Here is a 23,690-nt window from a genome sequence, read left to right on the forward strand (position 1 = left end):
TTTTATACACAAATATATTTAGTTATATGATTGTATGTGTTTTCTATTTAAATATAAACGTAATTAGACGAATCATCCCTTTTTAACAGGCGCAAATTTTGCCATTACGACACGTACACCTTGTGTAGGGAACTCGATAGTCAATTTCATACCCGCCCCTTCACCAGTTACGTTGATTACTTTACCATTACCCCATTTACTATGAATAGCCGTATCGCCCACCTTCCAGTCGGCAATTACTTCATTACGAACAATTGGCTTTGTCACAGGGCGGCTAGTAACACTCATATGTTGGGGTACATGACGTTTAATATCGTCAGGCACTTTACGCTTAGCACGTAAGCCATCTACTAATTCTTCGGGAATTTCATCGATAAATCGAGATGGTAAATAACTACTAGTACGGCCAAATACGGTTCTAGTAGTGGCATTAGAAATATATAATTCCTTTTCAGCACGCGTAATACCTACATAAGCAAGACGACGTTCCTCTTCAATTTCTTCAGGGTTCATCAAGGTACGACTATGAGGGAATAAACCTTCTTCCAACCCACATAAGAATACGATAGGAAATTCCAAACCCTTTGCAGCATGTAATGTCATCAATGTCACTTTAGCCTCTTCTTGTTCGAAGGAGTCTACATCGTTAACAAGTGCTACTTGCTCTAAAAAGTCCTCTACAGTACCAGATGGATTTGTATCTTGGAAGTCTTTTGCCACAGATAAAAGCTCACCAATATTCTCAGCACGAGCTTGATCTTGTGGGTCTGTACTCTCTTCTAATTGTGCCAAATAACCTGTTCTATCTAGAATAGACTCTAAGATATCGAGTACAGTTTTATCTTCCATTTCAGAAACAAGAGTAAAGATGAGAATACCGAATTCTTCTAACTTTTCTTTAGTTTTTCCCTTGATAGAATCAATTAAGTGTAACTGCGTAAGCGTCATAAACAAAGACGTTCCTTTTTCACGAGCATAGTCTTGTAGTTTAGCAACTGTAGTGGCCCCAATACTCCGTTTTGGCACATTAATGATGCGCAATAAGCTCAAATCATCAAAGGGATTGTATAATACGCGTAAATAAGCTAAAACGTCTTTGATTTCTTTACGATCATAGAACTTTGTGCCCCCTACCATCGTATAGGGTAAGGCCCGCTTAATAAGTGCTTCTTCAAGGACACGAGACTGGGCGTTTGTACGATATAAAATGGCCATATCCCCATATGGAACATCGTGAATATCATGTTTTTTAGCGATTGTGTCACCGATAAAAGCTGCTTCCTCATGTTCGGATTGAGCCGTAAAATGCTGAATTTTTGCGCCTTCTATTTTATCGGTCCAAAGATTTTTCTCTGGGCGACCTTCATTATTATCGATAACAGCATTGGCTGCATCGAGAATAATCTTAGTAGAACGATAGTTTTGCTCTAATTTAATAGATGTACAATTAGGATAGTCCTTTTCAAAATCTAAGATATTTTGAATATCAGCGCCACGCCAAGCATAAATACTTTGATCAGCATCACCCACGACGGCGATATTCTTCCAATGTGAAGCTAATAATTTCGCCAATAAATATTGTGCATGGTTTGTATCTTGATACTCGTCAATCATGACATAACGGAAACGATGACTATATTTATCAAGAACAGTTGCATTAGACTGTAATAATTTAACGGCTACTAATAATAGATCATCAAAATCTAATGCATTATTCTTGCGCAACTCCCGCTCATAATACTCATAAACATCAGCTACCTTTTGTTGGTAAAAGTCTCGTGCTTGTTTTCTAAAATCAGAAGCAAAAAGTAATTTATTCTTAGCATCTGATATGGCAGCAATCATAGCCCCTACAGGATAGTATTTATCATCCAAATTTAACGCTTTCAATGCGGCCTTAATAACAGCTTGAGAGTCAGATGTGTCATAGATAGTAAAATTGCTGTTATACCCTAAGAAACTATCTATTTCAAAACGTAAAAACTTAGCACAAAAGCTGTGGAATGTACTGAGCCAAATACGATTTGCCACATCGCCTACAAGACCTTCTACACGGCTTTTCATTTCTTTCGCCGCTTTATTGGTGAAAGTAATGGCCAAGATTTCATAAGGATTAACACCTTGTGCCAATAAATGTGCAATACGAACTGTTAAGACCTTTGTTTTACCAGATCCAGCACCAGCTAAAATCAATAAAGGGCCTTCCGTATGCTGGACTGCTTGTTGTTGTTCTTTATTTAAACCTGTTAATAATGAATTCATCGAAACACACCTATTGCCCTTACTTATGCAATACAAACTCCAAATATACATAAATGATCTTTATAAATCTGTGAAATAAGTATGTATAGTTAAAAGCTAAATTATTATATGCAAATAAACACATTTATAATAGCAATTAACATATTCATGCAATATACTTGAAGCCCTATAAATAGAGAAGAAGAACGTTGCGAGCAACGTTCTTTTTTAGTTTGTATACTATTTCATAGCACCAAGAATTGGTGGTACAATTTGTTTTTTACGAGACATAGTATTAGGTAAGAATACACCATTATCTTTTATTTCTTTTTCAAATGCTTTAGTAACTACAGCTTCTACATCGCCACTAAACAACAATGTTGTACTCTCATCGAGAATATTTGTAATCATGATGTAAGATGCATCGTAGTTATTGGCACTGCGAAGAGCCTCTAAAGCTTGTACAAGTTCGCCTTGTTTAGCCAACACATCTGTAGTATCCATAACGGAAATTTGTCCAATGGAAATAGTTTTACCTGCTTCGGAGAACTCTTTCATATCTGTACGAACGATATCATCATTAGTCAAATCAGAAATGTCGGCACCAGCTTTTAACATATCAAGACCATAGGACTCGATATCTACACCAGCGATTTCTGCCAATTTATGAGCCATTTCTTTATCTGTTTCAGTACATGTTGGAGAACGGAATAAAACAGTATCAGAAATGATAGCGGACAACATCAAGCCTGCAATAGCTTTAGGAATTTCTTGATTGTTTTCCATGTACAATTTAGTAATGATTGTATTGGAGCAACCTACTGGTTCTAAACGCATAAATACAGGACCATCAGTTTCGAAATCACCAATGCGGTGATGATCCACAACGCCGCACATATTCATAGACTTGTAACCGTCAATAATTTGTTTAGATTCATTGTGGTCTGTTAAATATAAGTTACCACCTTCTGGAGCAAATTCTTCCCAATTCTTAACAATTTGAGGGTGTTCAAAACCAAAATGATTCAATACGTATGTTGTTTCTTTATTTGCTTCACCTGCACATACTGGAGTAGCTGGTGTGCCCATTTGTGTTAAGAAATTAGCAAAGGAAATAGCAGAACAAATAGAATCTGTATCAGGGCTTTTATGACCTGCTACATATGTTTTTACATCACTCATAATATACCTCTTTTATATAAATTTCACACTTAATATCGACTTACGTCAATCCGATTTTTAACTCTATTATTATATCATAAATTATATAAAAAAACACGCCACTACTAAGTAGTGACGTGTTTTTGTCATTCTACAAAATTATCTAATGTAAATGATTAGTCGTGATTTTTTTTACGGTTTGTCAACAAACCAGGTCCAAGTGTTTCAATGATGATGAACAGCATTGGAATGATAAAGATACCAAACAATGTTGCTGTTGTCATCCCTGCTACTACAGTAATACCCATGGATGTACGAGCACCAGAACCAGCACCAGTAGATACTGCCAATGGCAATACACCAAGGATAAACGCAAAGGATGTCATCAAAATTGGACGTAAACGAATTTTTGCAGCTTCGATAGCGGCATCAACAACGTTCATACCACGTTCGTCTACACGAATCTTAGCGTACTCGATGATTAAGATCGCATTTTTTGCGGCCAAACCAACAAGGGTCAAAAGACCGATTTGCATATAAATATCGTTAGCTAAGGAATATCTACCTGTAAAATTCAACAAGAATGGAACTAAAGAAGCTCCAATCATACCAGATGGTACAGAGAACAATACGGCAAATGGAACCTTCCAAGATTCATACAAAGCAGCCAAGATTAAGAATACAAATACTAGACCTAAACCAAGAATCATGATGGTTTGAGAACCAGCTTTCAATTCTTCACGAGATTGACCTGCCCAGTCATATGTATAACCAGCTGGTAACGTTTTAGCTGCCGCCTCTTTCAATGCATTAATAGCATCACCAGAGGAGTAACCACGTGCTTGAGAACCGCCGATTTGTACAGCCATAGCATTATCAAAACGTGTAATACTAGATGGCATACCAGTTTGTTCCTTCGTAATATAGTTAGAAACTGGAACCATAAGGCCCTTACTATTACGAACAGCTAACATATTAAGCTGATCTGCATTTTGACGATAAGCGTCTTCAGCTTGAACTACTACTTTGTAGTTTTTACCATATGTAGTAAAGTCATTGACTTGAATACTACCATAGAAACCTTGTAATGTAGTAAAAATATCTGCTAATGCCACACCATCTTGGGCCGCTTTTTCGCGGTTTACATCAAATTGTAAGGATGGTGTAGATGTATCGAAGGTAGTGTAAACAGATTGAATGGCAGGGCTCTTACGAGCTTCTGCTAAGAATTCATTAGCACGTTCCGCCATAACTTGTGGGCTATCACCAGCTTTGTTGATGATGTACATGCTAAAACCACCAGTAGTACCAAGACCAGGAATAGATGGTGGATTCAATGCAATAACTGTAGCTTCAGGAACACCTTGTGCAGCAAAGCCAAATGTTTGACCAATCATAGCATTAATGGATGTAGCTTGTGTTGTACGATACTTCCAGTCAGACATGGTTGCAAAAATTACACCAGCACTAGATTTTTGACCACCACCTAAGAGATCAAAGCCTGCTACAGTAAATACCTCTTGGAATAATTGTTCATCCTTAGGCTTTTCAGGATCATTTTTACCTTCCAAGAAAGATGCGATTTTTTCAAGTGTAGCCATAGTACGTTCTGATGTAGCACCAGGTGGCTCATTAACAGCAATCATGTAGTAACCACTATCCTCTGCAGGTACAAAGGATGTTGGTAAGAAGTGGAATACTAAACCTGTACCACCAGCAAAGATTAATAATGCAATAACAGTTAAGCTCAAACGATGGCTTAAACGAGCCAATTGGATACCATACCAATTGCTAAAACGCTCTAAAGCTGCATTGAATTTATTTAACTGACGATGTACCCAATCTTCACGCTCTTTAGGTGTGTGAGGTTTTAACATCGTAGCACATAGTGCTGGTGTTAATACAAGGGCAACAATCGCAGAAATAACAACAGATACAGCGATTGTTAATGCAAACTGTTTGTAAAGAATACCTGTCATACCACCCATGAAGGCAACTGGTACGAATACAGCTACCAATACAAAGGCGATACCAATTACAGGGCCTTGTACATTTTCCATCGCTTTAATAGCCGCCTCTTTCGGAGGTAAGCCATTATATTTTAATTCATACTCTACCGCTTCTACTACTACGATAGCATCGTCAACAACGAGGCCGATAGCCAATACCATGGCGAATAATGTTAACGTATTGATAGAGAAATCAAGTAATACGAAAGCACCAAATGTACCTAGCAAGGATACTGGAACAGCAATCATAGGAATGATCGTAGATCGCCAAGATTGTAGGAACACATATACTACGATAAGAACGAGTAACAATGCTTCTACAAAGGTATGCTCTACCTCTTTAATGGAAGCACTTACGAATTTAGTATTATCTACAACTACGTTATATTGCATATCTGGTGGGAAAGATTTAGATTGTTCATCTAGTACCTTCTTAACATTCGCAATAGTTTCTAATGCATTCGCATCATTTTGTAAGGAAATAGCAAAACCTGCTACCTCTTTATGTGCGGACTTAGCAATAAAGTCATATCCTTTAGCACCAATTTGAATGCGAGCAACATCTTTTAGATGCAATACCTTACCATTAGAGCTTTTAATAGCAATATTACCAAATTGTTCAGGTGTTACAAGACGACCTTCAATTTTGATAGGGTATTGAAATGCTTGTTCCCCATTAGTAGGATTTTGACCAACTGTACCTGCAGCAGCCTGTAAGTTTTGTCCCTTAATAGCTGCTGTTACTTCAGAAATGGTAACACCAAGATTTTGCATCTTCGCTGGATCTAACCAAATGCGCATAGCATAATCAGAACCGAACTCTTGTACAGAACCGACACCCTTAATGGCTTTAATAGCATCCATCATATAGTTGGTAGCATAGTTCTTTAAGAATGTAGAATCATAAGTACCATCAGGTGAGTTCAAGGAAAATACCATAGCCATATCACCAGAAGATTTAGTAGTTGTAACACCAACTGCTTGTACCTCTGCAGGTAATTGAGCAAGTGCTGCTTGTACACGGTTTTGTGTATTAACCGTATCCATATCGGCATCTGTGCCTTGATTGAACTGAACAGTCAAAGAGTAACTACCATTACTAGAGCTACTAGATGTCATATAGTCCATATCTTGTACGCCTACGATTTGTGTTTCAATAACACTGGCTACCGTATCATTAACAACTTGAGCCGTTGCACCTGTATAGGCAGTGTTTACACGAACTGTAGGTGGAGAAATTTGTGGATATCGAGCTATCGGAAGGTTCATCATAGAAATGAGACCTACCAAGGTAATAACAATGGCTATTACAATGGCAAAGATAGGTCGATTAATAAAGAATTTCGACACGATCTAGCCCCCTTCTATTTTGTAGCTTTTAATTGTTCTTTTGAAAGCAATTTAGCATTAACCTTCACACCGTTTTTAACCTTAGTTAAGCCATCAACGATGATTGTGTCTCCAGGTGCTAAACCGGCTTTAATAATTGTATCGCTACCACTTGTACCGCCAACTTCAACACTTTTTTGTTCTACTACACCATCAGCATTTACAACATAGATAAAGTTTTTATCCATGATTTGAAGAATGGCACGACTAGGAACAAGAATAGCATCTTTAAGTTTTTGACCAGGAGAAATCACTGTAGCAAACATATTTGGCAACAACAAATGATCAGGATTTGGGAAAGATGCTTTCAACACAAGCTTACCTGTTGATTGATCAAGACTTTTTGCGGCTTGAACAATAGAACCCGGTTGATTATACGTTTCGCCATCAGCAAGTTTTAATTGAATATTTGGACCATTGGAATCATCGCCAGTTGGATTTTTCATGAAGTCAAGATATTCTTGCTCTGTCATACTAAATTCAACAAAGATAGGATCGATAGAATCAATAGTTACTAATGTTGTAGAACCTGCTTGTACAAATGTCCCCATATCGATATCATCCATACGTAATGTACCAGAATATGGTGCATATACCATTGTATCGCCATAGTTATCTTGAGCAATTTTTACGGATGCTTGGTATGCTTCATAAGCTGCCTTAGCTTGTTCTACAGTACTGCGTTGTGTATCTACACGTTGTTGCGCAATAGCATCTTGTTGAGCTAATGTTTCATAACGATTAAGGTCTACTTCAGCATTTTTATAGTTTGCATTAGCTTGAGCTGCTTGTGCTTCTGCATTAGCAAGAGTAGCTTCGTATTGACGAGAATCGATACGATATAATGGCTGGCCAGCTACAACTTGCTCCCCGCCTTTAACAAATTTTTCAACTACGTAACCAGTTACACGAGCATGTACAGCTACAGAGTTTTCTGCAACTACTGTACCAGCATAGGTTTGGTTTACCTGTGCATCACTTGCAGTAATTTTGTATGCATTGACACTCACGTCGCCTGCTTGCTGTTGATTACTGCCACAACCAGCAACCATTACAGCGGATACAACGAGAGCCGCTAACATACGGGAATAACGGAACTTCATTATCTGTACTCCTTTACACGAAACTAATCATCTATGTGTCATAATTACATAAATATCTTTATATATTTTACAGGATTCTATAGACAAAGTCAATTTTTTCGATACCCTTCCACCTTTATAAAACATAGATAAAATCTGATTTAATTCATATTCATTGTGCACAATCAAACCGATAAAAATTATTGACTTTTATATTTTTTTGTGTACAAAAAAATGCTAGAAGCATAGAACCATTATTTAGCATTCTATACTACTAGGATATATATTCAATATGGTGGAGATGAGGGGAGTCGAACCCCTGTCCAGAAGTGTTGCCATATAGACTTCTCCGAGCACAGTCTATGATTTAGATCTCAGGTTGCTACCGCTCACAGACAAGCTACACAACCCCAGTTCATGTTGTCTCGCCTAATTCATATGAACAACTGAATTAAGCCAGCCTACGGTTTGACGTCCATTCACACTTGGTAGGCACAAGTATGAGGGACGTAGCTTATGCAGCTAATGCAAAATTTTCTTCTGCGTTTAAATGTTTTCCCACCGTTTAACGGCCTCATGGAACGCCGACTCGCTATCTATACCACACGCACCCCTGTCGAAACCTTTACATCCCCGTGTGTCGCTCTCATAATTATAAGCCTATTTAGTATTACTGTCAATTATATGAAACCTTCACCAATTCGGTATATTCACTACTCTTAACCTTCTCAACTTATCTAAATTTGACAATTTTACCAATCCAAGGATTCTTTTATCCCTGTCTTCAGAGGATATATTATCTATTATCATGATTATAACTGTTTCATAGCATTTTGCAGTGATTGGCACACATAATCTATTTGTTCTTTATTATGCGCAGCAGTCACCGTTAGTCTAATTCTGCTTTCACCAATAGGTACTGTAGGCGGACGAATAGCGGTGCCTATAATGCCATCCTCATATAGATAATCAGATACGGCAAGTGTATCTTCATTACGCCCTATTAGTATTGGGAAAATTGGCGTTTCATTAGTAGCATCAATTCCCATAGAAATCAATTGATCTGCCATATAGTTTACATTTTCATGTAAACGCGCTAAAACAGATGCATCTGTCTCAAGAACCTGCAATGCAGCTAAGGCCGCCCCTATATCAGCAGGAGATAATGCGGTAGAGAATATAAAACTGCGGCTCGTATTAACGAGATAATCTATGATAGTACTATTTGCAGCTACATAACCACCAACAGAGCCTAGAGATTTACTCAATGTACCTAGTTGTATGTCTACTTCTTTTTCAAGTCCAAAATAGGCCGCTGTACCATGACCATTACCAATAGTTCCCGTTGCATGGGCATCGTCAACCATGAGCAATGCATTGTAATCACGGCTTAATTCATACAGTTTATCTAGTGGTGCAATATCCCCATCCATACTAAATACGCCATCAGTAACTATAAGCTTTCGAGTGTTTCGATCTACCTGTTTTAACAGATACTTTAACTCGTCTATATCACAGTGGCTATATGTTTTTACAGTACCTCGACTTAATCTACAACCATCAATAATACTAGCATGATTAAGAGCATCACTAAAAATAATAGTATTCTTATCAGCTACGGCAGAAATAGTTCCTACATTGGCCATATAACCGGTATTAAATACAAGGGCTTTTTCAGTATTCTTAAATTTAGCTAATGACCTTTCGAGCTCTGTAAATAATGGAAATGTACCAGATACAAGGCGCGATCCACCAGATCCTGTTCCATATTGTTGAGCCCCTTTCAGGGCCCCTTCTATGACACGAGTATCAAAAGTTAAGCCCAAATAATTATTTGAAGCCATCATTAAATATTCTTTATCATCTCGTTTTACTCGCACTGCATCTAGAGGACAGTATTCTCTTAAGGTTCGTAAATTATGGTTCTCTATCTTAGAATCTAATTGTTCTTTAAAAAATTTGTACATTCTATCTCCGTTGAACAAGTACTGGAGTACGCTCCAAATACTCAATTACACTTTCACTATCTATATCAGACCGTACAAAGAAAACGCGGCCCCCTATATCTGAACCAAATTCTTTCATATTAGGAAGGCGATGGTATACACCATTACAAGCAACATAACCTACTGTATAGTCTGGATCATCAGACCAACATAATTCGCCCACAATACCATCTGCTGATTGAACCTTTGAAGCTAATACTAAAGCCTCTCTCATATGTTCATTATCACCTAATGCATGAGAGTCAAAGGAGTCCATATGACTAACACGTACTCCGCGGTCACCTGTATCTAAGCGCTCGCCAGTAATGGCATCCACTAACATAGCGCCGCGCATAGATTTATCTAAACTTTTTAACAAAGATATAGCTTTAAGAACAGCTGCCTCACTAATATGAGGACCTTGTAAAAGCTCAGTCGCCAATTGATGGGATTCAGAAATACTACTAGTTTTATGTTCCTCTACCTTAAGACAGTCAATATATGTAATCTTCTCCGGTGGGATTAAATCTACAGTAATATTGATAAAATCAGCTCTTCCTTTACTGTGATGCAGTGCGCGATCAGCTAACGATTGAGCTATAGCCCCTACTTCTTCTAACTTCACAATCCGCTCTGCCCCAGAAATATGGTGGCCCCCTTTTTCATGGGGACCACCTTGAGCAGCACGCATGCGTACACTATATAATTCAGCCATTATGACACCTTCCCTTTAATAAGATCATTTTTAGGTACTTGGCTGTGAATTTTACGGAATACTTTCACAAATACTGGTGCCATAATAACAGTAAAAATCATGCCAGGCACTGCTAATGCAACCATAGGTAATGCAGCTTTACCGATATATACAGACAAGGTCAATCGCGCTAATGCAGATGCAATCGGGCCAGAAATCATAATACCTATCATATGATTGTGGCACATCCAAAGAATTAGCCCTACGATAAGTCTAAATTGCATAGCAATCATAACATTCAAAATAGTTTGTGTACCTAGTGCTAAACCGATTAAACTAGATAGACATCCGCTAATAATATATTTCTTAAATCCGAATACGGCACATATGGCTACCGCCAATGGAGCTGACAGTTGAAACTCTATACCTGGAATGACATTAGGTATTTTAATAGCACCTAATACAGTAATCATAGCCGTTAAAATAGCAACCTCTGTAATGTACCGAATATTCTGATTCATGATGTTTCTCCTCTACTTAGAAAATGTCAACCACAATCACAACTCTTTGTTTACATTATAATTTCAATATACATATTTATCAACTAAAAACACAAGATAAGTTAACAAATATCACACAAAAAAATCGAGCCATCATGACTCGATTTCTTTATTTTAATATTTTTGTTGTTCTTTAAGTCTCTTAGCAATATCTCGCTTAGCATCGCGTTCTGCCATATCTTGACGTTTATCGTATAACTTCTTACCTGTTACAAGGCCTACTGTAACCTTCACATAGCCATGGCTAAAATGAAAGTTAAGCGGAACTAGAGAGAAACCCTTTTCCTTCACTTGAGCATGTAATTTATTGATTTCAGCTTTATGCATCAACAATTTACGTGTACGCTCTGGCTCATGATTAAAACGGTTGCCTTGTTCATAGGGACTAATATGAACGCCATACAACAAAATTTCCCCTTTATCTATACGACAAAAACTATCTTTCAAATTAAGCTTACCTTGACGGATAGATTTAATTTCAGTACCTGTTAAAGCAATACCTGCTTCATAGGTTTCATGAATATGAAAATCATGACGCGCTTTACGATTGTCAGCAATAAGGGATGGACTTGATTTCTTTGCCATATTTACCTCTATCGTTTACGTTTACTTTTAGATTTCTTAGATTGACTACGTTTTATAGATTTATTCGACTTCTTACGGCTTGATTTGCCTTTTCCAGATTTTTTACTGAAAGCATCATAACGAGAACGACCAGTTTTATTATCATCGCGTCGTGAAGATTTTTTCCCTCTCTTACTTGAGGATTTGCGATCTTTACGACTACCAAAGCTATCTCGACTAGAAGCATAATCGGAACCATTGCGCAATTGTTCTTGGATAGCCATCAAATTATCTACTTCACCTAGAACAAAGTCAATTTGTTTCTTTTCTACATCGGCTTTTACAAGGGTAACAGTAACCTTATCACCTAGATGATATGTTTTACCTGTACGTTTGCCAACGAGAACAAAATGTTCTTCGTCAAAGAAATAGTAATCATCGTTCATCATGCTAATATGCACGAGGCCATCGATACCGTTTTCTAACTCAACAAACATACCAAAGGATGTAATACTTGCAATACTGCCTTCAAAGACTTCGCCAACGAATGGAACCATATATTGAGTCTTTTTAAGGTCTGTAGTTTCTCGTTCAGCCTCTGTTGCCACTTGCTCTTGAATAGAGGAATGTTCAACAGCACCAGCTAAAAAAGCCTCCTCTACATCTCGCTTGGAATATCCATTTTTCCAATGCATATCTGCTTTTAAAAGGCGATGAACCATTAAGTCTGGATATCGTCTAATAGGAGATGTAAAATGCGTATAACATGTAGATGCTAAGCCAAAGTGTCCCACATTGTTAATACTATATTTAGCCTGTTGCATCGAACGCAAGGTCATAATCTGAGCTACTTGCTCAATATCCTGCCCCTTCACCACGTCTAAGATTTTTTGGAAATCTCGAGGTGTTACGCCATTAGCACTAAGAACGAGATCTTGACCTAAGTAATTTAATACCTTTTGGAATAAATCTAACTTTTCTTCACTTGGACTTTCATGAATACGATATACCGAAGTGCGATGTGTATTTTTCAAATGAGTCGCTACCGTTTCATTAGCGATAAGCATACATTCTTCGATAAGGCGCTCTGCCATTGTACGATCCCGTTTAACGATACGTAATGGCGTACCATCTAGGTCAAGCAAAACCTTATATTCAGGAAAATCAAAGTCTAAAGCACCTCTACGACGGCGCATGCGATTTAAAATTTTCGAAATCTCTGCTAAGTCCCGTAACATGGGCATAAAGTCTTGTAAATCATCGGGAATTATGTTTTCTTCTAGTGCCTTATACACTTCTTTATAACTACAACGACGTCCAACATGGATAATAGATGGTCTAATACGATAATTAACGACAGTACCAGAATCATCAATTTCCATCATACAGGTCATAGCATATCGGTCTTCATGAGCATTTAAGCTACAAATACCGTTTGATAATACTTCAGGTAACATCGGTACTACACGGTCTACCAAATAAACAGATGTCCCCCGCTTATAGGCCTCATTATCGATAGGTTGGCCAGACGTTACATAGTGGCTTACGTCTGCAATATGTACGCCTAATTCGTAATTGCCATTCGGTAATTTACGACCACTCACAGCATCATCAAGATCCTTTGCATCCTCCCCATCGATAGTAACCATTTGTAAGTCACGAAGGTCCCAACGTTTTGGGTCTTCATGGATAACAGTATCGATTTTCTTACTAGCCTTAATAACCTCATCGGGGAAGGCAAAAGGAATCTTATGATTCGCCATGATGCAGTTAATATCAAGGCCCACATCGCCTTTATAGCCTAGAACTTCTGTTATAATACCTTCAGGCTTTTTATCGCCTTCAGGCCATTTTGTAATTTTAACTAATACTTTAGCGCCACTACGAGCATCTAAGGTATTTTTTAAATCTACAAATATATCTGTACCGATACGTTCATCATCAGGCACAACAAAGCCAAAGTGTTGTTGTCTATCATAGGTGCCAACTACAGTTTCATTAGCACGCTCAATAACATCAACAATAATACCTTCTCGTTTATGTTTTGTATAGTCAGATGGCACTACGCGAACACGCACTTTGTCGTTATGCATGGCAGTGCCCTTATTTTGTTCAGCCACATAAATATCTTCATCATCGAGCATGATAACAAATCCATAAGATTTACGATATCCTTTGTAAATCCCTTCATATTCTTCATGCTGCTGTTCTTCATATTGATATACATCAGGTCGCGTACAAGTTAATACACCTTCGCGAGCAAGCATTTTAGCAGACCGAATAAACATTTCTAGGTCTTTACCACCTCGAATATGATTATCCATTGCTGCATCTTCAATATGATATGCATGTGGTTGGATAGATTTATAAAAGTCCAATACTTTTTTCTTCAAATTTTCACCCCCTTAGGATGGAAAAAGAAAAAGCCTGCAAAGCAGGCTTTCATCATTAGAATTGATTAATCATTGCCCCTAATACTAAGCTCAACACAGCAAAGATAATCCCTAAAATAATTGTACATCTAGATAAGAAACCGTCTACACCACGGGCCTTACCACCAAAAGAGGAGTCTGCCGCACCAGAAACAGCACCGCCCATGCCAGAGCTTTTGCTATTTTGTGCCACAACTACTACGATTAATAAAATTGATACGATTACTTCTAGGATCATTAAAAAATTTGTCACGACTGTCATCCTTCCTGTGAGGCTCTAGGCGAACCCAATACACGATGTTCTAAATACTTCTCTAATTTACGTTTAACCCTTTGCAGTGCATTGTCGATAGATTTAACACTGCGATCTGTGACCTCAGCCATTTCTTGATAAGAACGTCCGTCTAGATATCCTTCCAAGACCTCCCACTCGAGATCACTTAAAATATGACCGATATTGCGCTCAATATCATCCAGTTCCTCTTTGCTGATAATGAGGTCCTCCGGGTTTGTAACCTTTGCGGAGGATAGCATTTCGATCAATGTACGCTCTGATTCCTCTGTATATACTGGTTTATTAAGAGATATATAGGAATTTAAAGGCGCATGTTTTTGTCTTGTAGCCGATTTAATGGCCGTAATAATTTGTCTAGTTATACACAATTCTGCAAAGGCTCTGAAAGACGCTAATTTATCATGTTTAAAATCGCGCGTCGCCTTGTAGAGTCCAATCATACCTTCTTGGATAATGTCCTCTCGATCCGCACCTACTAAAAAATAGGAACGGGCCTTAGCTCGAACAAAGTTCTTATATTTATTTACAATATAATCGATTGCAAACACATTTTGCTCTTCTTGAGCTATGACCACAACTTGCTCATCGGTCATTTCCTTGAAATTGTAATCGGACTTGCGTGTATGAATTAATTTCATAAGCTCCTCCTTACAATTGAGCGAGAAAAACCAATATATTTATTATACTGGAAGTGTATTTGATTTTCAACTATCAATGGCCCCGTCGCAATTTCTCTAGCTTTTCAGCCACTTCAGGAGATAATAAGCCCCCTACTTCATTACGTCGCAAGCTAAATTGATCTCGTCTATGTTCATGAGCATATTGCTGTCGTTCCTCTTCCTTAGCTATGCGAATCATATTTTGCAATTCTCGAGCTGGAATGCGTAAACCACCAGATCCAAGAATTTGATTTTGTTCAGCTCCATCAGAGGTTACAACATATACATTGGTATATTTGCCTTTCCGCAAAAATACCTCTCGTTCTATAAAGGAATCCGCCGTCTCTCCATCCTCAGTATAGACTTCAAGAAATCCGCTCGTAATAGCCTCTACAGAACCGCCAGACTTTGTATATTTACCATCAAACACAAGGATAACTTCGTATCCCTTGAATTTTCCGTAGTTTAACAATCTATCTCTAAGCTCCATACGGGCATGTTCTAATGACTCATGAGCCAATTTCTTTAGATGAGTCCAGGCGAATATCACATTATATCCATCTACAATTAAGATATCTTTTAACATAATTATTTCGCTTGTCGTTGACGAACCGCTTCATACATAAGAACGGCGGCTGCAACAGATGCATTCAAAGAATTTAAATTCCCATACATAGGGATGGTAACGAGGAAATCACAAGCTTCTTTTACAACGCGGCTAATGCCCTTACCTTCATTACCGATAACGATAACTGTAGGAATTGTCATATCCGCCTCGTATAAGGTACGATCACCTTCCATATGAGCGCCCATAACCCAAAAACCTTGTTTTTGAAGTTGTTTAATAGTTTGAGCTACATTCCCAACCTGTACAAGTGGAATTTGTTCAATAGCACCTGCCGATGTTTTAGCTACAGTAGCATTAATAGGAGCATTGTGACGCTTAGGAATGAGTACGGCCGTAGCCCCTACACATTCCGCAGTACGGATAATTGCGCCCATGTTATGTGGATCCTCAACACCATCTGTTAGGATAAGCAAAGGGACATCATGATTCGTCTCTTGTAGTACTTCACCAAGTTCCTTAAATTGAACAGCAGAAACAAGAGCAATAACACCTTGGTGTGGTACCTCTAAATCATATTTATTCATTTGTTTGATAGGTGTTGGACGCACTTCAATGCCTTGAGATTTAGCAAGGCCAACAATATCAGCTAGACCTGTTTTAACCTTATCTTCACTGACCATAATGCGCTGGATGGAACGACCACTTTTAAGGGCCTCTTTAACCGCATTGCGACCTACAATATAATTATCCATACTACATACCTCGTAGAGTTATTGAAAAGGCTTGCTTCATAACATCTTGTAAGCGCTCATCTTGACGCGTTTCATAAAGAAATCCAAGTACGGCTTCAAAGGCTGTACTACTACGATACTCTTGAACAGAACTACTTTTTGGCACATTTACATTACTATTTCTAGCTCGTCGTGCAATAGCTTGTTCTTGTTCTGTGAAAGCATCCTCTATTTCAAGCAATACCTTCGCTTGTGACTTAGCACAAATAAACTCAGTAACAATGGTGTGCAACACTTGTACCTTAGATATATTCATTTGTACCACTCGTTCACGGACATACATGGAGTATACGGCATCGCCAATATAGGCAAGCATAACTGCATCTGCACTGAGACACTCCTCTATAGTTCGTTTACGCAAACGAAGCGGCTCTTGTTCAAGAGCCGTCAACTTTTTTATTGCTTCATTCTTTAAGAATTGAAATTGTTTAAACTTCACGTTTTTTCCACCGTGCACCTTGAGGGGAATCCTCAATAGTAATACCGATTTCAGCCAAACGATCGCGGATACAATCAGCTAATGCCCATTGTTTTTGATCGCGACATGCTTGACGTACAGACAAGATTACTTGCATTAATTCTTCATATTCAGCAGCGTTAGCACCTGTGTTGCCTTCCCATGCTTTTTCAAGAATACCAATTACTTCTGTCATGAACTTGAAGATACGTTTTACTTCAGCAATAGCTTCTTGGCAAACAACACCTTCACGACCTGTTACAGTTTGATAGTAAATGTTGATCTCTTTAGCAAGACCAAACATGCTAGATGTAGCTAACGCAGTATTGAAGTCATCGCTCATAGCTGCTTCGAATTCTTCTTCATACTCTTTAGCTTTTTCTAATAAGCGTTGAGCTTCATCACATGAGCCTGGCTCACATTTTTCAAGGTAAAGAAGGTTTTCAATAGCTGTGCTTAACCGTTCCAAAGATTTATTAGCTTCTTCTAGACGCTCATCAGAGAAATCTAATGGGCTACGGTAATGCGTGCTCAATAAGAAGTAACGCAATGCATCAGGACTATATTGTTCTAAAATATCTTTTACCAAGAAGAAATTATTCAAGGACTTAGACATTTTTTCAGAATTAATAGTGATAAAACCATTGTGCAACCAGTAGCGCACTGCTGGATGTTGACCAGAGCAACCTTCTGATTGAGCAATTTCATTTTCATGATGAGGGAAAATCAAATCGCTACCACCACCGTGGAAGTCAAATTCTGTGCCTAAATATTTTTGGCTCATAGCAGAACATTCAATGTGCCACCCTGGACGACCATTCCCCCATGGGCTTTCCCAATAAGGTTCACCAGGTTTTGCTGCTTTCCACAAAGCAAAGTCCATAGGATTCTTCTTACGACCATCTACTTCAATACGTGCGCCTGCTTCCATATCGTCTAATGTACGACCAGATAACTCACCGTAATGTTCAAATTTCTCCACACTATAATATACATCGCCATCGAGTTCATAGGCGTAGCCCTTGTCAATCAATGTTTGAATCATAGCAATGATATCATCAATATGTGTAGATACACGTGGATAAATGTCTGCACGTTGTACACCTAACGCATCCATTACTTCAAAATAACTATCAATATAACGGTTTGCAATGGTATCCCAAGAGACACCTTCACCATTAGAAGTGTTGATGATTTTATCATCCACATCAGTAAAGTTTTGTACATATGTTACTTTATAGCCTACATGTTTCATATAGCGACGAATTACGTCCCAAGTCACGAAAGGACGAGCATTGCCAATATGAGGATGATTGTATGGTGTGACACCACATACGTACATTTTTGCCTCACCTGGTGTTACAGGATTAAAAACCTCTTTTTGGCGCGTCATAGTATTATAAACAGTAATTTCTCTCATCGTTACCGATGCCTCCAATTTTGTAAAATAAAAAAGACCTCTCATCTCATACAGAGACGATGGTCCGCGGTTCCACTCTGTTAGGTACCAATAGCGATACCCACTCATCGCATAACGGTGCGTCGCCGGACAAACCTACCTATAATCGGAGTGTCAGCTCGTGAATGCATTTCATCTACCTATCCATGAACCCTCCCACCATCGGTTCTCGCTAAAAAGTTAGTCGTAGAGTACTTCTTTCAGTCTCAGCTATTAAAATAATCTATATTCATATATAAAAATATTTTACCAATAAAGCTATAGAATGTCAATATTTACAAGAAAGATCCCCATCTTTCATAGGCAGCTATTCACATATCATACATAGGTATTTTAAATAGCTTAATTAGAAAGATGAGGATATATAATCAGAATATTAAATTACTATTATCATTCATAACAATAGCTTTTATAGTACACAAGTAATAATAATGTCATTACATCAAATCAATTAATATTAAGCATTTTCTAATTTATCTTGATCATCATGTTTACGGCAAATACCTGCAAAAATAGATCCTGTAAAGTTATGAATGATGGAGAATACTGCACCTGCTACCGCAGCTTGTGGTGTAAAGTGTTTTAGTGCTAAAGATACGGATAATGCAGAATTTTGCATAGCCACTTCGATTTGCATAGCACGACGAGAAGACACATCAATACTGAGGGCTTTACATACCAAGTATGTCACAACATAACCACTCAAATTTTGTACTAAACACGCTACAAAAATAATGAAACCGGTTTCGGCAATTTGCTTTTGGTTAACTGCAGTTACAGCTGCCAAGATAAGCAATACCGCGATAGCTGCAATGGTTGGACATACAGATTTTACAGGTTCAATTTTTGCGCCAATAAAGTAATTCAATACAATCCCCAAAATAATTGGTACTAACACAATTTTTACAATGGATATAAACATTGGCATAAATTGAATTTCAATAGAAGATGTTGCACCAGCATATAATACGACAAATAAAGGCGTTAAAATAGGTGCCAATAATGTGGATACAGTTGTTGCTGATACGGATAAGGGAACATTACCATTTGCAAGGAAGGTCATTACATTAGAAGCAGTACCACCAGGACATGCACCCAACAAGATAAAACCAATCCCAACTTCTGAAGGAAAATTAAATGCTAAGGCTACTAAGAAACCTGCTAATGGCATCCATAAGAATTGGATTACGGATACGAGAATAACCTTCATTGGTTGCTTAAATACATCAATAAAGACTTGAGCCGTTAATGTTAACCCCATCGCAAACATAACAAACTGTAGCATGTAAGCAATATAAGGAGTCATCCAAGAAAATACTGCAGGTAGCATATATGCTAAAACAGCCATCAATAGTACTATCCAGGATAGATAACTATTGAATAAGTGATTAATAGAACGAATAACACTCATAAAAACACTCGCTTTCATAATAAATCAAAATTTAATACGCCGATTATTATAGCATTTCTATAGAATATTAACAACACATACAAAAGGAGTTCACATAACACCTGTTACGTGAACTCCTTTGATTAATTGATCAAATTTATTTTGTTAATGCACCTACATTATCTAAACGATGTAAGCACTTTTCTTTACCAAGTAATGTAACAATATTATTCAAATCTGGACCATGCATTTGACCTGTTAAAGCTACACGAATTGGCATAAATACGAATTTACCTTTTAAAGAGGTTTCTTTCATTACGGCCTTGATTGTTGCTTTTACAACTTCAGGTGTAATTTCATCAAGTTCAGCCAATGCATTCCGGAAAGCGCCGAGAACTGTTGGAGCTGTTTCTTCATTCAATACAGCACGCAATTCTTCTTCATGGCCCTCTTCAAGGAATACTGTTTCGCCCATAAACAAGCCTACATGATCTTTGATTTGAGCACCATAGCTAATATGATCACGGAATGTAGAGCATAATAATGTCAACCAATCAATATCAGCTTGATTCAAGCTATCTGGAGCTAAACCAACCTCTTTCAAATGCGGTAAACAAAGATGGAATAACTCTTCATCACTCAAATTCTTCATATAGTGGAAATTTATATGGTTCAATTTATCAATATCAAACACAGCAGGATTTTTCGCTACCCGATCCATAGAGAAAGCCTGAATTAATTCATCTTGTGTGAAGAATTCTTCTTCACCTTCAGGAGCCCAACCAAGAAGTGCCAAGAAGTTTACAAGTGCTTCTGGCAAGTACCCTAATTGTTTGTATTGTTCAACAGAGGTAGCACCATGACGTTTGGACATTTTTTTGTAATCTTTACCAAGAATCAAAGAAATATGACCAAACTTAGGGACCTCCCAACCAAGAGCTTCATAGATAGCCATTTGGCGAGGTGTATTGGATAGATGTTCCTCTGCACGAATAACGTGAGTAATCCCCATCATATGATCGTCCATTACTACAGCAAAGTTATATACAGGAATACCATCGGATTTAACGATAACGAAGTCACCTACACCATTGGACTCAAAGGATACATGCCCACGTACCATATCATCAAAAGCGTATGTTTTATTCAACGGTACACGCAAACGAATTGTAGGTTTACGACCTTCAGCAATGTATTTAGCCTTTGTCTCTTCATCTAAGTGTTCACAATGACCGTTGTATTTTGGTGTTTCCCCACGATCCATTTGATCTTGACGCACCGCATCTAACTCTTCAGGTGTGCAGTAACACTCATAAGCTTTACCTTCATCCAATAAGCGTTGTGTTACTTCTTTATATAAATCAAGACGTTCTGTTTGACGGTAAGGACCATTATTACCACCTACATCAATGCCTTCATCCCAGTTCATGCCAAGCCATTGTAAGGAAGCTTTAATATTCTCTTCACTTTCACGTGTAGAACGAGCTAAATCTGTATCTTCAATGCGCAATACAAATGTGCCTTTTTCCTTACGTGCTAATAACCAGTTAAATAAAGCAGAACGAGCACCACCAATATGGAATGGACCCGTAGGGCTTGGAGCAAAACGAACTTTCATGGAACTCATGATTAAATCTCTCCTTCATATACAGAAACGACAGCTTGTGCAGCAATGCCTTCGCGGCGACCAATAGCCCCTAGCATTTCATTTGTTGTCGCTTTAATACTAATGCGATCTAATGGTATCTCTAAAATAGACTGTAAATTAGACTTCATCATATCGATGTGAGGTTTTAATTTAGGTGTCTCAGAAATAACCATAATATCAATATTATAGGCTTGTAACCCACGTTCTTTCAATAAGAAATTTACTTTTTCTAGTAAAAGCATGCTAGAAATCCCTTTATACTGGTCGTCTTCAGGTGGAAAATAGTATCCAATATCCCGTAAACCAGCGGCACCTAGCATGGCATCCATCAATGCATGAATGAGAACATCCGCATCGGAGTGACCATCAGGGCCAAGGTCAGACTCGATATGAACACCACCTAAGATACAAGGACGCCCTGCTTTTAATTGATGAATATCATAACCAAATCCAACGCGCATACGCTTATCCTCAATTCCTAAATATCGTTTTGCTACTGCAATATCATTAGGTGTGGTCACCTTAATATTACAATAGTCTCCACTTACTATATGTACAGGCTTACCTAAATACTCGACGAGGGACACATCATCAGTGCCTAAATATTTTTCGTCATAAGCCTTTTGATGGGCCTCTTTAAATAGATCTTTTTGAAAGCCTTGTGGTGTTTGAATTTGATATAACTCACTGCGTTTCAAGGTTTCTATTACGGTATGCTCTGTATTAACCCGTTTAATCGTATCCGTAGCAGGGACACCTACAGTAGCAGCTCCATATTCTATTGCGGCCCTAACAACAGAATCAAACAGTTTCGTTGATGCTAATGGACGCGCGCCATCATGAACTAGCACAATATTACTATCTTCTGATACAGCTTTGAGCCCATATGCCACAGAATCTTGACGTTCTCTTCCACCAAGCACTATCTTTACAGGAATATGCAAATCCAACCCTTGAATATGGTTAGACATATATTCTTGTTCGCCTTCAGCTACAACAAGAATAATTTCTTTTAAACATTCAATCTTTTCTACATTTTGTATGGTACGTTGAATAATAGAATGTCCCCCTAAAGGAATAAATATCTTATTTTCTTTGTATCCCATACGGCGACCAGCACCTGCAGCGAGAACGATACAACTAATTGCCTTGCCCATTTTGTCCTCCATCTACACGAGCAAAAATCATCCGTCCTGCACTCGTTTGTAATATGGATGTAACCATAACCTCTACATTTTGACCAACATAAGGTTTACCATCCTCTACGACAATCATCGTGCCATCGTCGAGATAAGCCACACCTTGGTGTACTTCCTTACCTTCTTTCATGATTTGAACGCGAATCCATTCTCCAGCGATTAGAGCAAGTTTTAATACATTTGCCAATTCATTGAGGTTAAGCACTTCAATACCTTGTACACGAGCCACCTTATTCAAGTTAAAGTCATTAGTCATCAATTTCCATTGCTTATCTAAAGCAAGTCGCATAAGTTTTGAATCAACCTCTACAAGATCATCATAATCATCTTCAACAACTTCTATAGCTACCTTATTGGCATCTTGCATATCCTTCAAAATATCAAGGCCACGTCGGCCACGGTTGCGTTTCGTAGCATCCGCAGAGTCAGAAATTACCTGTAACTCATTTAATACAAATAGTGGCACCATAAGAGGGCCTTCAATGAAGCCCGTAGCACATAGTTCTTTGATACGACCGTCAATGATAACTGAAGTATCTAGTAATTTTGGCGTACTAGAAGATTTATCTAATTTATGAGTTGAAAACATTTTAAAACGACTTGTTTTTTTAGTGCTATCTCCTCCCCATTGTTGTACGTAATTATTGTACATTTCGGGGCCTTTACGAGCCATGATTTTAAGTCCACTATATCCAAAAATAGCACTCAAAATTATAGGAATATAAGGTCCTATAATAGGTACTTGATTGAATGCAACACCAATTAGATTTGCAATAATAAGGCCGAATAATAAACCGATGGTGCCTGCAATCAATTCTTGATTTGGAATATGAGTAAGAATACGCTCTAATCTTTTAGCAATTACTAAACCTTGTTTCAGAATAAATGATGAAATCAGATAACCAATAACAAGGCCTAATAGAGTACCTACGATTAATACTGCAATACGTGCAATTGTTAACGACATGTCCCCAAAAGATTCAAATTGAGAGACCAAATATGGGTCAATAATAGGTGCTAAGCTATCCATTCCCACGTAGGCGGCTGTACCTACTAAAATGGCTATTACATAGCGTAAAATCCGATAAATCATGAAATCACCTCCTA

At 38.0% G+C, this 23,690-nt stretch carries 19 protein-coding genes, 1 other RNA gene and 1 other annotated feature; all 20 genes read right to left on the bottom strand.

Translation table 11 applies throughout. From position 1 onward, the window contains the following. Window positions 1-72: 72 nt before the first annotated feature. The 20 genes from pcrA to E7B10_RS02100 all read right to left on the bottom strand — a co-directional run bounded on the left by pcrA (window position 73) and on the right by E7B10_RS02100 (window position 23,676). On the bottom strand, window positions 73-2,262 hold the full coding sequence (gene pcrA, locus E7B10_RS02005) for a DNA helicase PcrA (protein ID WP_004695971.1): 2,190 nt from the start codon (window positions 2,260-2,262) through the stop codon (window positions 73-75). Between the two features lie 219 nt (window positions 2,263-2,481). Then, window positions 2,482-3,423 carry a manganese-dependent inorganic pyrophosphatase gene (locus E7B10_RS02010; protein ID WP_287511197.1) on the bottom strand — a complete coding sequence of 314 codons (942 nt, stop codon included), beginning with the start codon at window positions 3,421-3,423 and terminating at the stop codon, window positions 2,482-2,484. Window positions 3,424-3,578: 155 nt separating this feature from the next. Continuing rightward, window positions 3,579-6,761 (bottom strand): multidrug efflux RND transporter permease subunit, encoded by a 3,183-nt coding sequence (locus E7B10_RS02015; RefSeq protein ID WP_287511198.1) that lies wholly within the window; start codon window positions 6,759-6,761, stop codon window positions 3,579-3,581. Window positions 6,762-6,775: 14 nt separating this feature from the next. After that, the gene (locus E7B10_RS02020) at window positions 6,776-7,903 is read right to left on the bottom strand and encodes an efflux RND transporter periplasmic adaptor subunit (RefSeq protein WP_004696969.1); all 1,128 of its coding nucleotides are present in this window, start codon (window positions 7,901-7,903) and stop codon (window positions 6,776-6,778) included. A 272-nt stretch (window positions 7,904-8,175) separates the two neighbouring features. Continuing rightward, window positions 8,176-8,517, bottom strand: a transfer-messenger RNA (tmRNA) gene (ssrA, locus tag E7B10_RS02025). A gap of 177 nt (window positions 8,518-8,694) precedes the next feature. After that, entirely contained in the window at window positions 8,695-9,849 is a 1,155-nt protein-coding gene (bioF, locus tag E7B10_RS02030) for an 8-amino-7-oxononanoate synthase (protein ID WP_004697385.1), read from the bottom strand. Between the two features lies 1 nt (window position 9,850). Next, complete coding sequence (locus E7B10_RS02035; RefSeq protein ID WP_004697200.1) at window positions 9,851-10,582, bottom strand: 6-carboxyhexanoate--CoA ligase; 732 nt, start codon at window positions 10,580-10,582, stop codon at window positions 9,851-9,853. Then, entirely contained in the window at window positions 10,582-11,082 is a 501-nt protein-coding gene (locus E7B10_RS02040; RefSeq protein ID WP_004697157.1) for a hypothetical protein, read from the bottom strand. Before E7B10_RS02040 ends, E7B10_RS02035 begins: the two co-directional genes overlap by 1 nt. Before the next feature lie 153 nt (window positions 11,083-11,235). Further along, window positions 11,236-11,706 (bottom strand): SsrA-binding protein SmpB, encoded by a 471-nt coding sequence (smpB, locus tag E7B10_RS02045; protein WP_118091269.1) that lies wholly within the window; start codon window positions 11,704-11,706, stop codon window positions 11,236-11,238. Between the two features lie 8 nt (window positions 11,707-11,714). Continuing rightward, entirely contained in the window at window positions 11,715-14,078 is a 2,364-nt protein-coding gene (rnr, locus tag E7B10_RS02050) for a ribonuclease R (protein ID WP_024062160.1), read from the bottom strand. A gap of 55 nt (window positions 14,079-14,133) precedes the next feature. Further along, a complete protein-coding gene (gene secG, locus E7B10_RS02055) occupies window positions 14,134-14,370 on the bottom strand; it encodes a preprotein translocase subunit SecG (RefSeq protein WP_009351331.1) in 237 nt (78 codons plus the stop codon). 5 nt (window positions 14,371-14,375) lie between these two features. After that, the gene (gene sigH, locus E7B10_RS02060) at window positions 14,376-15,050 is read right to left on the bottom strand and encodes an RNA polymerase sporulation sigma factor SigH (protein WP_024066834.1); all 675 of its coding nucleotides are present in this window, start codon (window positions 15,048-15,050) and stop codon (window positions 14,376-14,378) included. A 73-nt stretch (window positions 15,051-15,123) separates the two neighbouring features. Next, window positions 15,124-15,657 carry an NYN domain-containing protein gene (locus E7B10_RS02065; RefSeq protein WP_287511203.1) on the bottom strand — a complete coding sequence of 178 codons (534 nt, stop codon included), beginning with the start codon at window positions 15,655-15,657 and terminating at the stop codon, window positions 15,124-15,126. 2 nt (window positions 15,658-15,659) lie between these two features. Further along, entirely contained in the window at window positions 15,660-16,391 is a 732-nt protein-coding gene (gene rlmB, locus E7B10_RS02070; RefSeq protein ID WP_004697367.1) for a 23S rRNA (guanosine(2251)-2'-O)-methyltransferase RlmB, read from the bottom strand. A gap of 1 nt (window position 16,392) precedes the next feature. Next, on the bottom strand, window positions 16,393-16,869 hold the full coding sequence (locus tag E7B10_RS02075) for a Mini-ribonuclease 3 (protein WP_004697373.1): 477 nt from the start codon (window positions 16,867-16,869) through the stop codon (window positions 16,393-16,395). Further along, window positions 16,859-18,307 (bottom strand): cysteine--tRNA ligase, encoded by a 1,449-nt coding sequence (gene cysS / locus E7B10_RS02080; RefSeq protein ID WP_287511205.1) that lies wholly within the window; start codon window positions 18,305-18,307, stop codon window positions 16,859-16,861. The genes E7B10_RS02075 and cysS overlap by 11 nt, the downstream gene beginning before the upstream one ends. Before the next feature lie 49 nt (window positions 18,308-18,356). Continuing rightward, window positions 18,357-18,563: a binding site (T-box leader), on the bottom strand. Between the two features lie 240 nt (window positions 18,564-18,803). Further along, a complete protein-coding gene (locus E7B10_RS02085) occupies window positions 18,804-19,775 on the bottom strand; it encodes a bile acid:sodium symporter family protein (RefSeq protein WP_316055458.1) in 972 nt (323 codons plus the stop codon). 118 nt (window positions 19,776-19,893) lie between these two features. Then, window positions 19,894-21,363: a glutamate--tRNA ligase gene (gene gltX, locus E7B10_RS02090; RefSeq protein ID WP_008714033.1), complete on the bottom strand. Its 1,470-nt coding sequence runs from the start codon at window positions 21,361-21,363 to the stop codon at window positions 19,894-19,896. Window positions 21,364-21,365: 2 nt separating this feature from the next. After that, window positions 21,366-22,541 (bottom strand): 2-C-methyl-D-erythritol 4-phosphate cytidylyltransferase, encoded by a 1,176-nt coding sequence (ispD, locus tag E7B10_RS02095; RefSeq protein ID WP_278618123.1) that lies wholly within the window; start codon window positions 22,539-22,541, stop codon window positions 21,366-21,368. Next, window positions 22,525-23,676 (bottom strand): PIN/TRAM domain-containing protein, encoded by a 1,152-nt coding sequence (locus E7B10_RS02100; protein ID WP_287511207.1) that lies wholly within the window; start codon window positions 23,674-23,676, stop codon window positions 22,525-22,527. The genes ispD and E7B10_RS02100 overlap by 17 nt, the downstream gene beginning before the upstream one ends. Window positions 23,677-23,690: the final 14 nt, after the last annotated feature.

Source organism: Veillonella sp. (genome assembly GCF_032470285.1).
Taxonomy (GTDB): Bacteria; Bacillota; Negativicutes; order Veillonellales; family Veillonellaceae; genus Veillonella.

Coding starts and splice junctions, on each gene's coding strand:
- pcrA (WP_004695971.1), bottom strand. CDS start 2,262: ATGAATTCATTATTAACAGGTTTAAATAAAGAACAACAACAAGCAGTC.
- E7B10_RS02010 (WP_287511197.1), bottom strand. CDS start 3,423: ATGAGTGATGTAAAAACATATGTAGCAGGTCATAAAAGCCCTGATACA.
- E7B10_RS02020 (WP_004696969.1), bottom strand. CDS start 7,903: ATGAAGTTCCGTTATTCCCGTATGTTAGCGGCTCTCGTTGTATCCGCT.
- bioF (WP_004697385.1), bottom strand. CDS start 9,849: ATGTACAAATTTTTTAAAGAACAATTAGATTCTAAGATAGAGAACCAT.
- E7B10_RS02035 (WP_004697200.1), bottom strand. CDS start 10,582: ATGGCTGAATTATATAGTGTACGCATGCGTGCTGCTCAAGGTGGTCCC.
- E7B10_RS02040 (WP_004697157.1), bottom strand. CDS start 11,082: ATGAATCAGAATATTCGGTACATTACAGAGGTTGCTATTTTAACGGCT.
- smpB (WP_118091269.1), bottom strand. CDS start 11,706: ATGGCAAAGAAATCAAGTCCATCCCTTATTGCTGACAATCGTAAAGCG.
- sigH (WP_024066834.1), bottom strand. CDS start 15,050: ATGAAATTAATTCATACACGCAAGTCCGATTACAATTTCAAGGAAATG.
- E7B10_RS02065 (WP_287511203.1), bottom strand. CDS start 15,657: ATGTTAAAAGATATCTTAATTGTAGATGGATATAATGTGATATTCGCC.
- rlmB (WP_004697367.1), bottom strand. CDS start 16,391: ATGGATAATTATATTGTAGGTCGCAATGCGGTTAAAGAGGCCCTTAAA.
- cysS (WP_287511205.1), bottom strand. CDS start 18,307: ATGAGAGAAATTACTGTTTATAATACTATGACGCGCCAAAAAGAGGTT.
- E7B10_RS02085 (WP_316055458.1), bottom strand. CDS start 19,775: ATGAAAGCGAGTGTTTTTATGAGTGTTATTCGTTCTATTAATCACTTA.
- gltX (WP_008714033.1), bottom strand. CDS start 21,363: ATGAGTTCCATGAAAGTTCGTTTTGCTCCAAGCCCTACGGGTCCATTC.
- ispD (WP_278618123.1), bottom strand. CDS start 22,541: ATGGGCAAGGCAATTAGTTGTATCGTTCTCGCTGCAGGTGCTGGTCGC.
- E7B10_RS02100 (WP_287511207.1), bottom strand. CDS start 23,676: ATGATTTATCGGATTTTACGCTATGTAATAGCCATTTTAGTAGGTACA.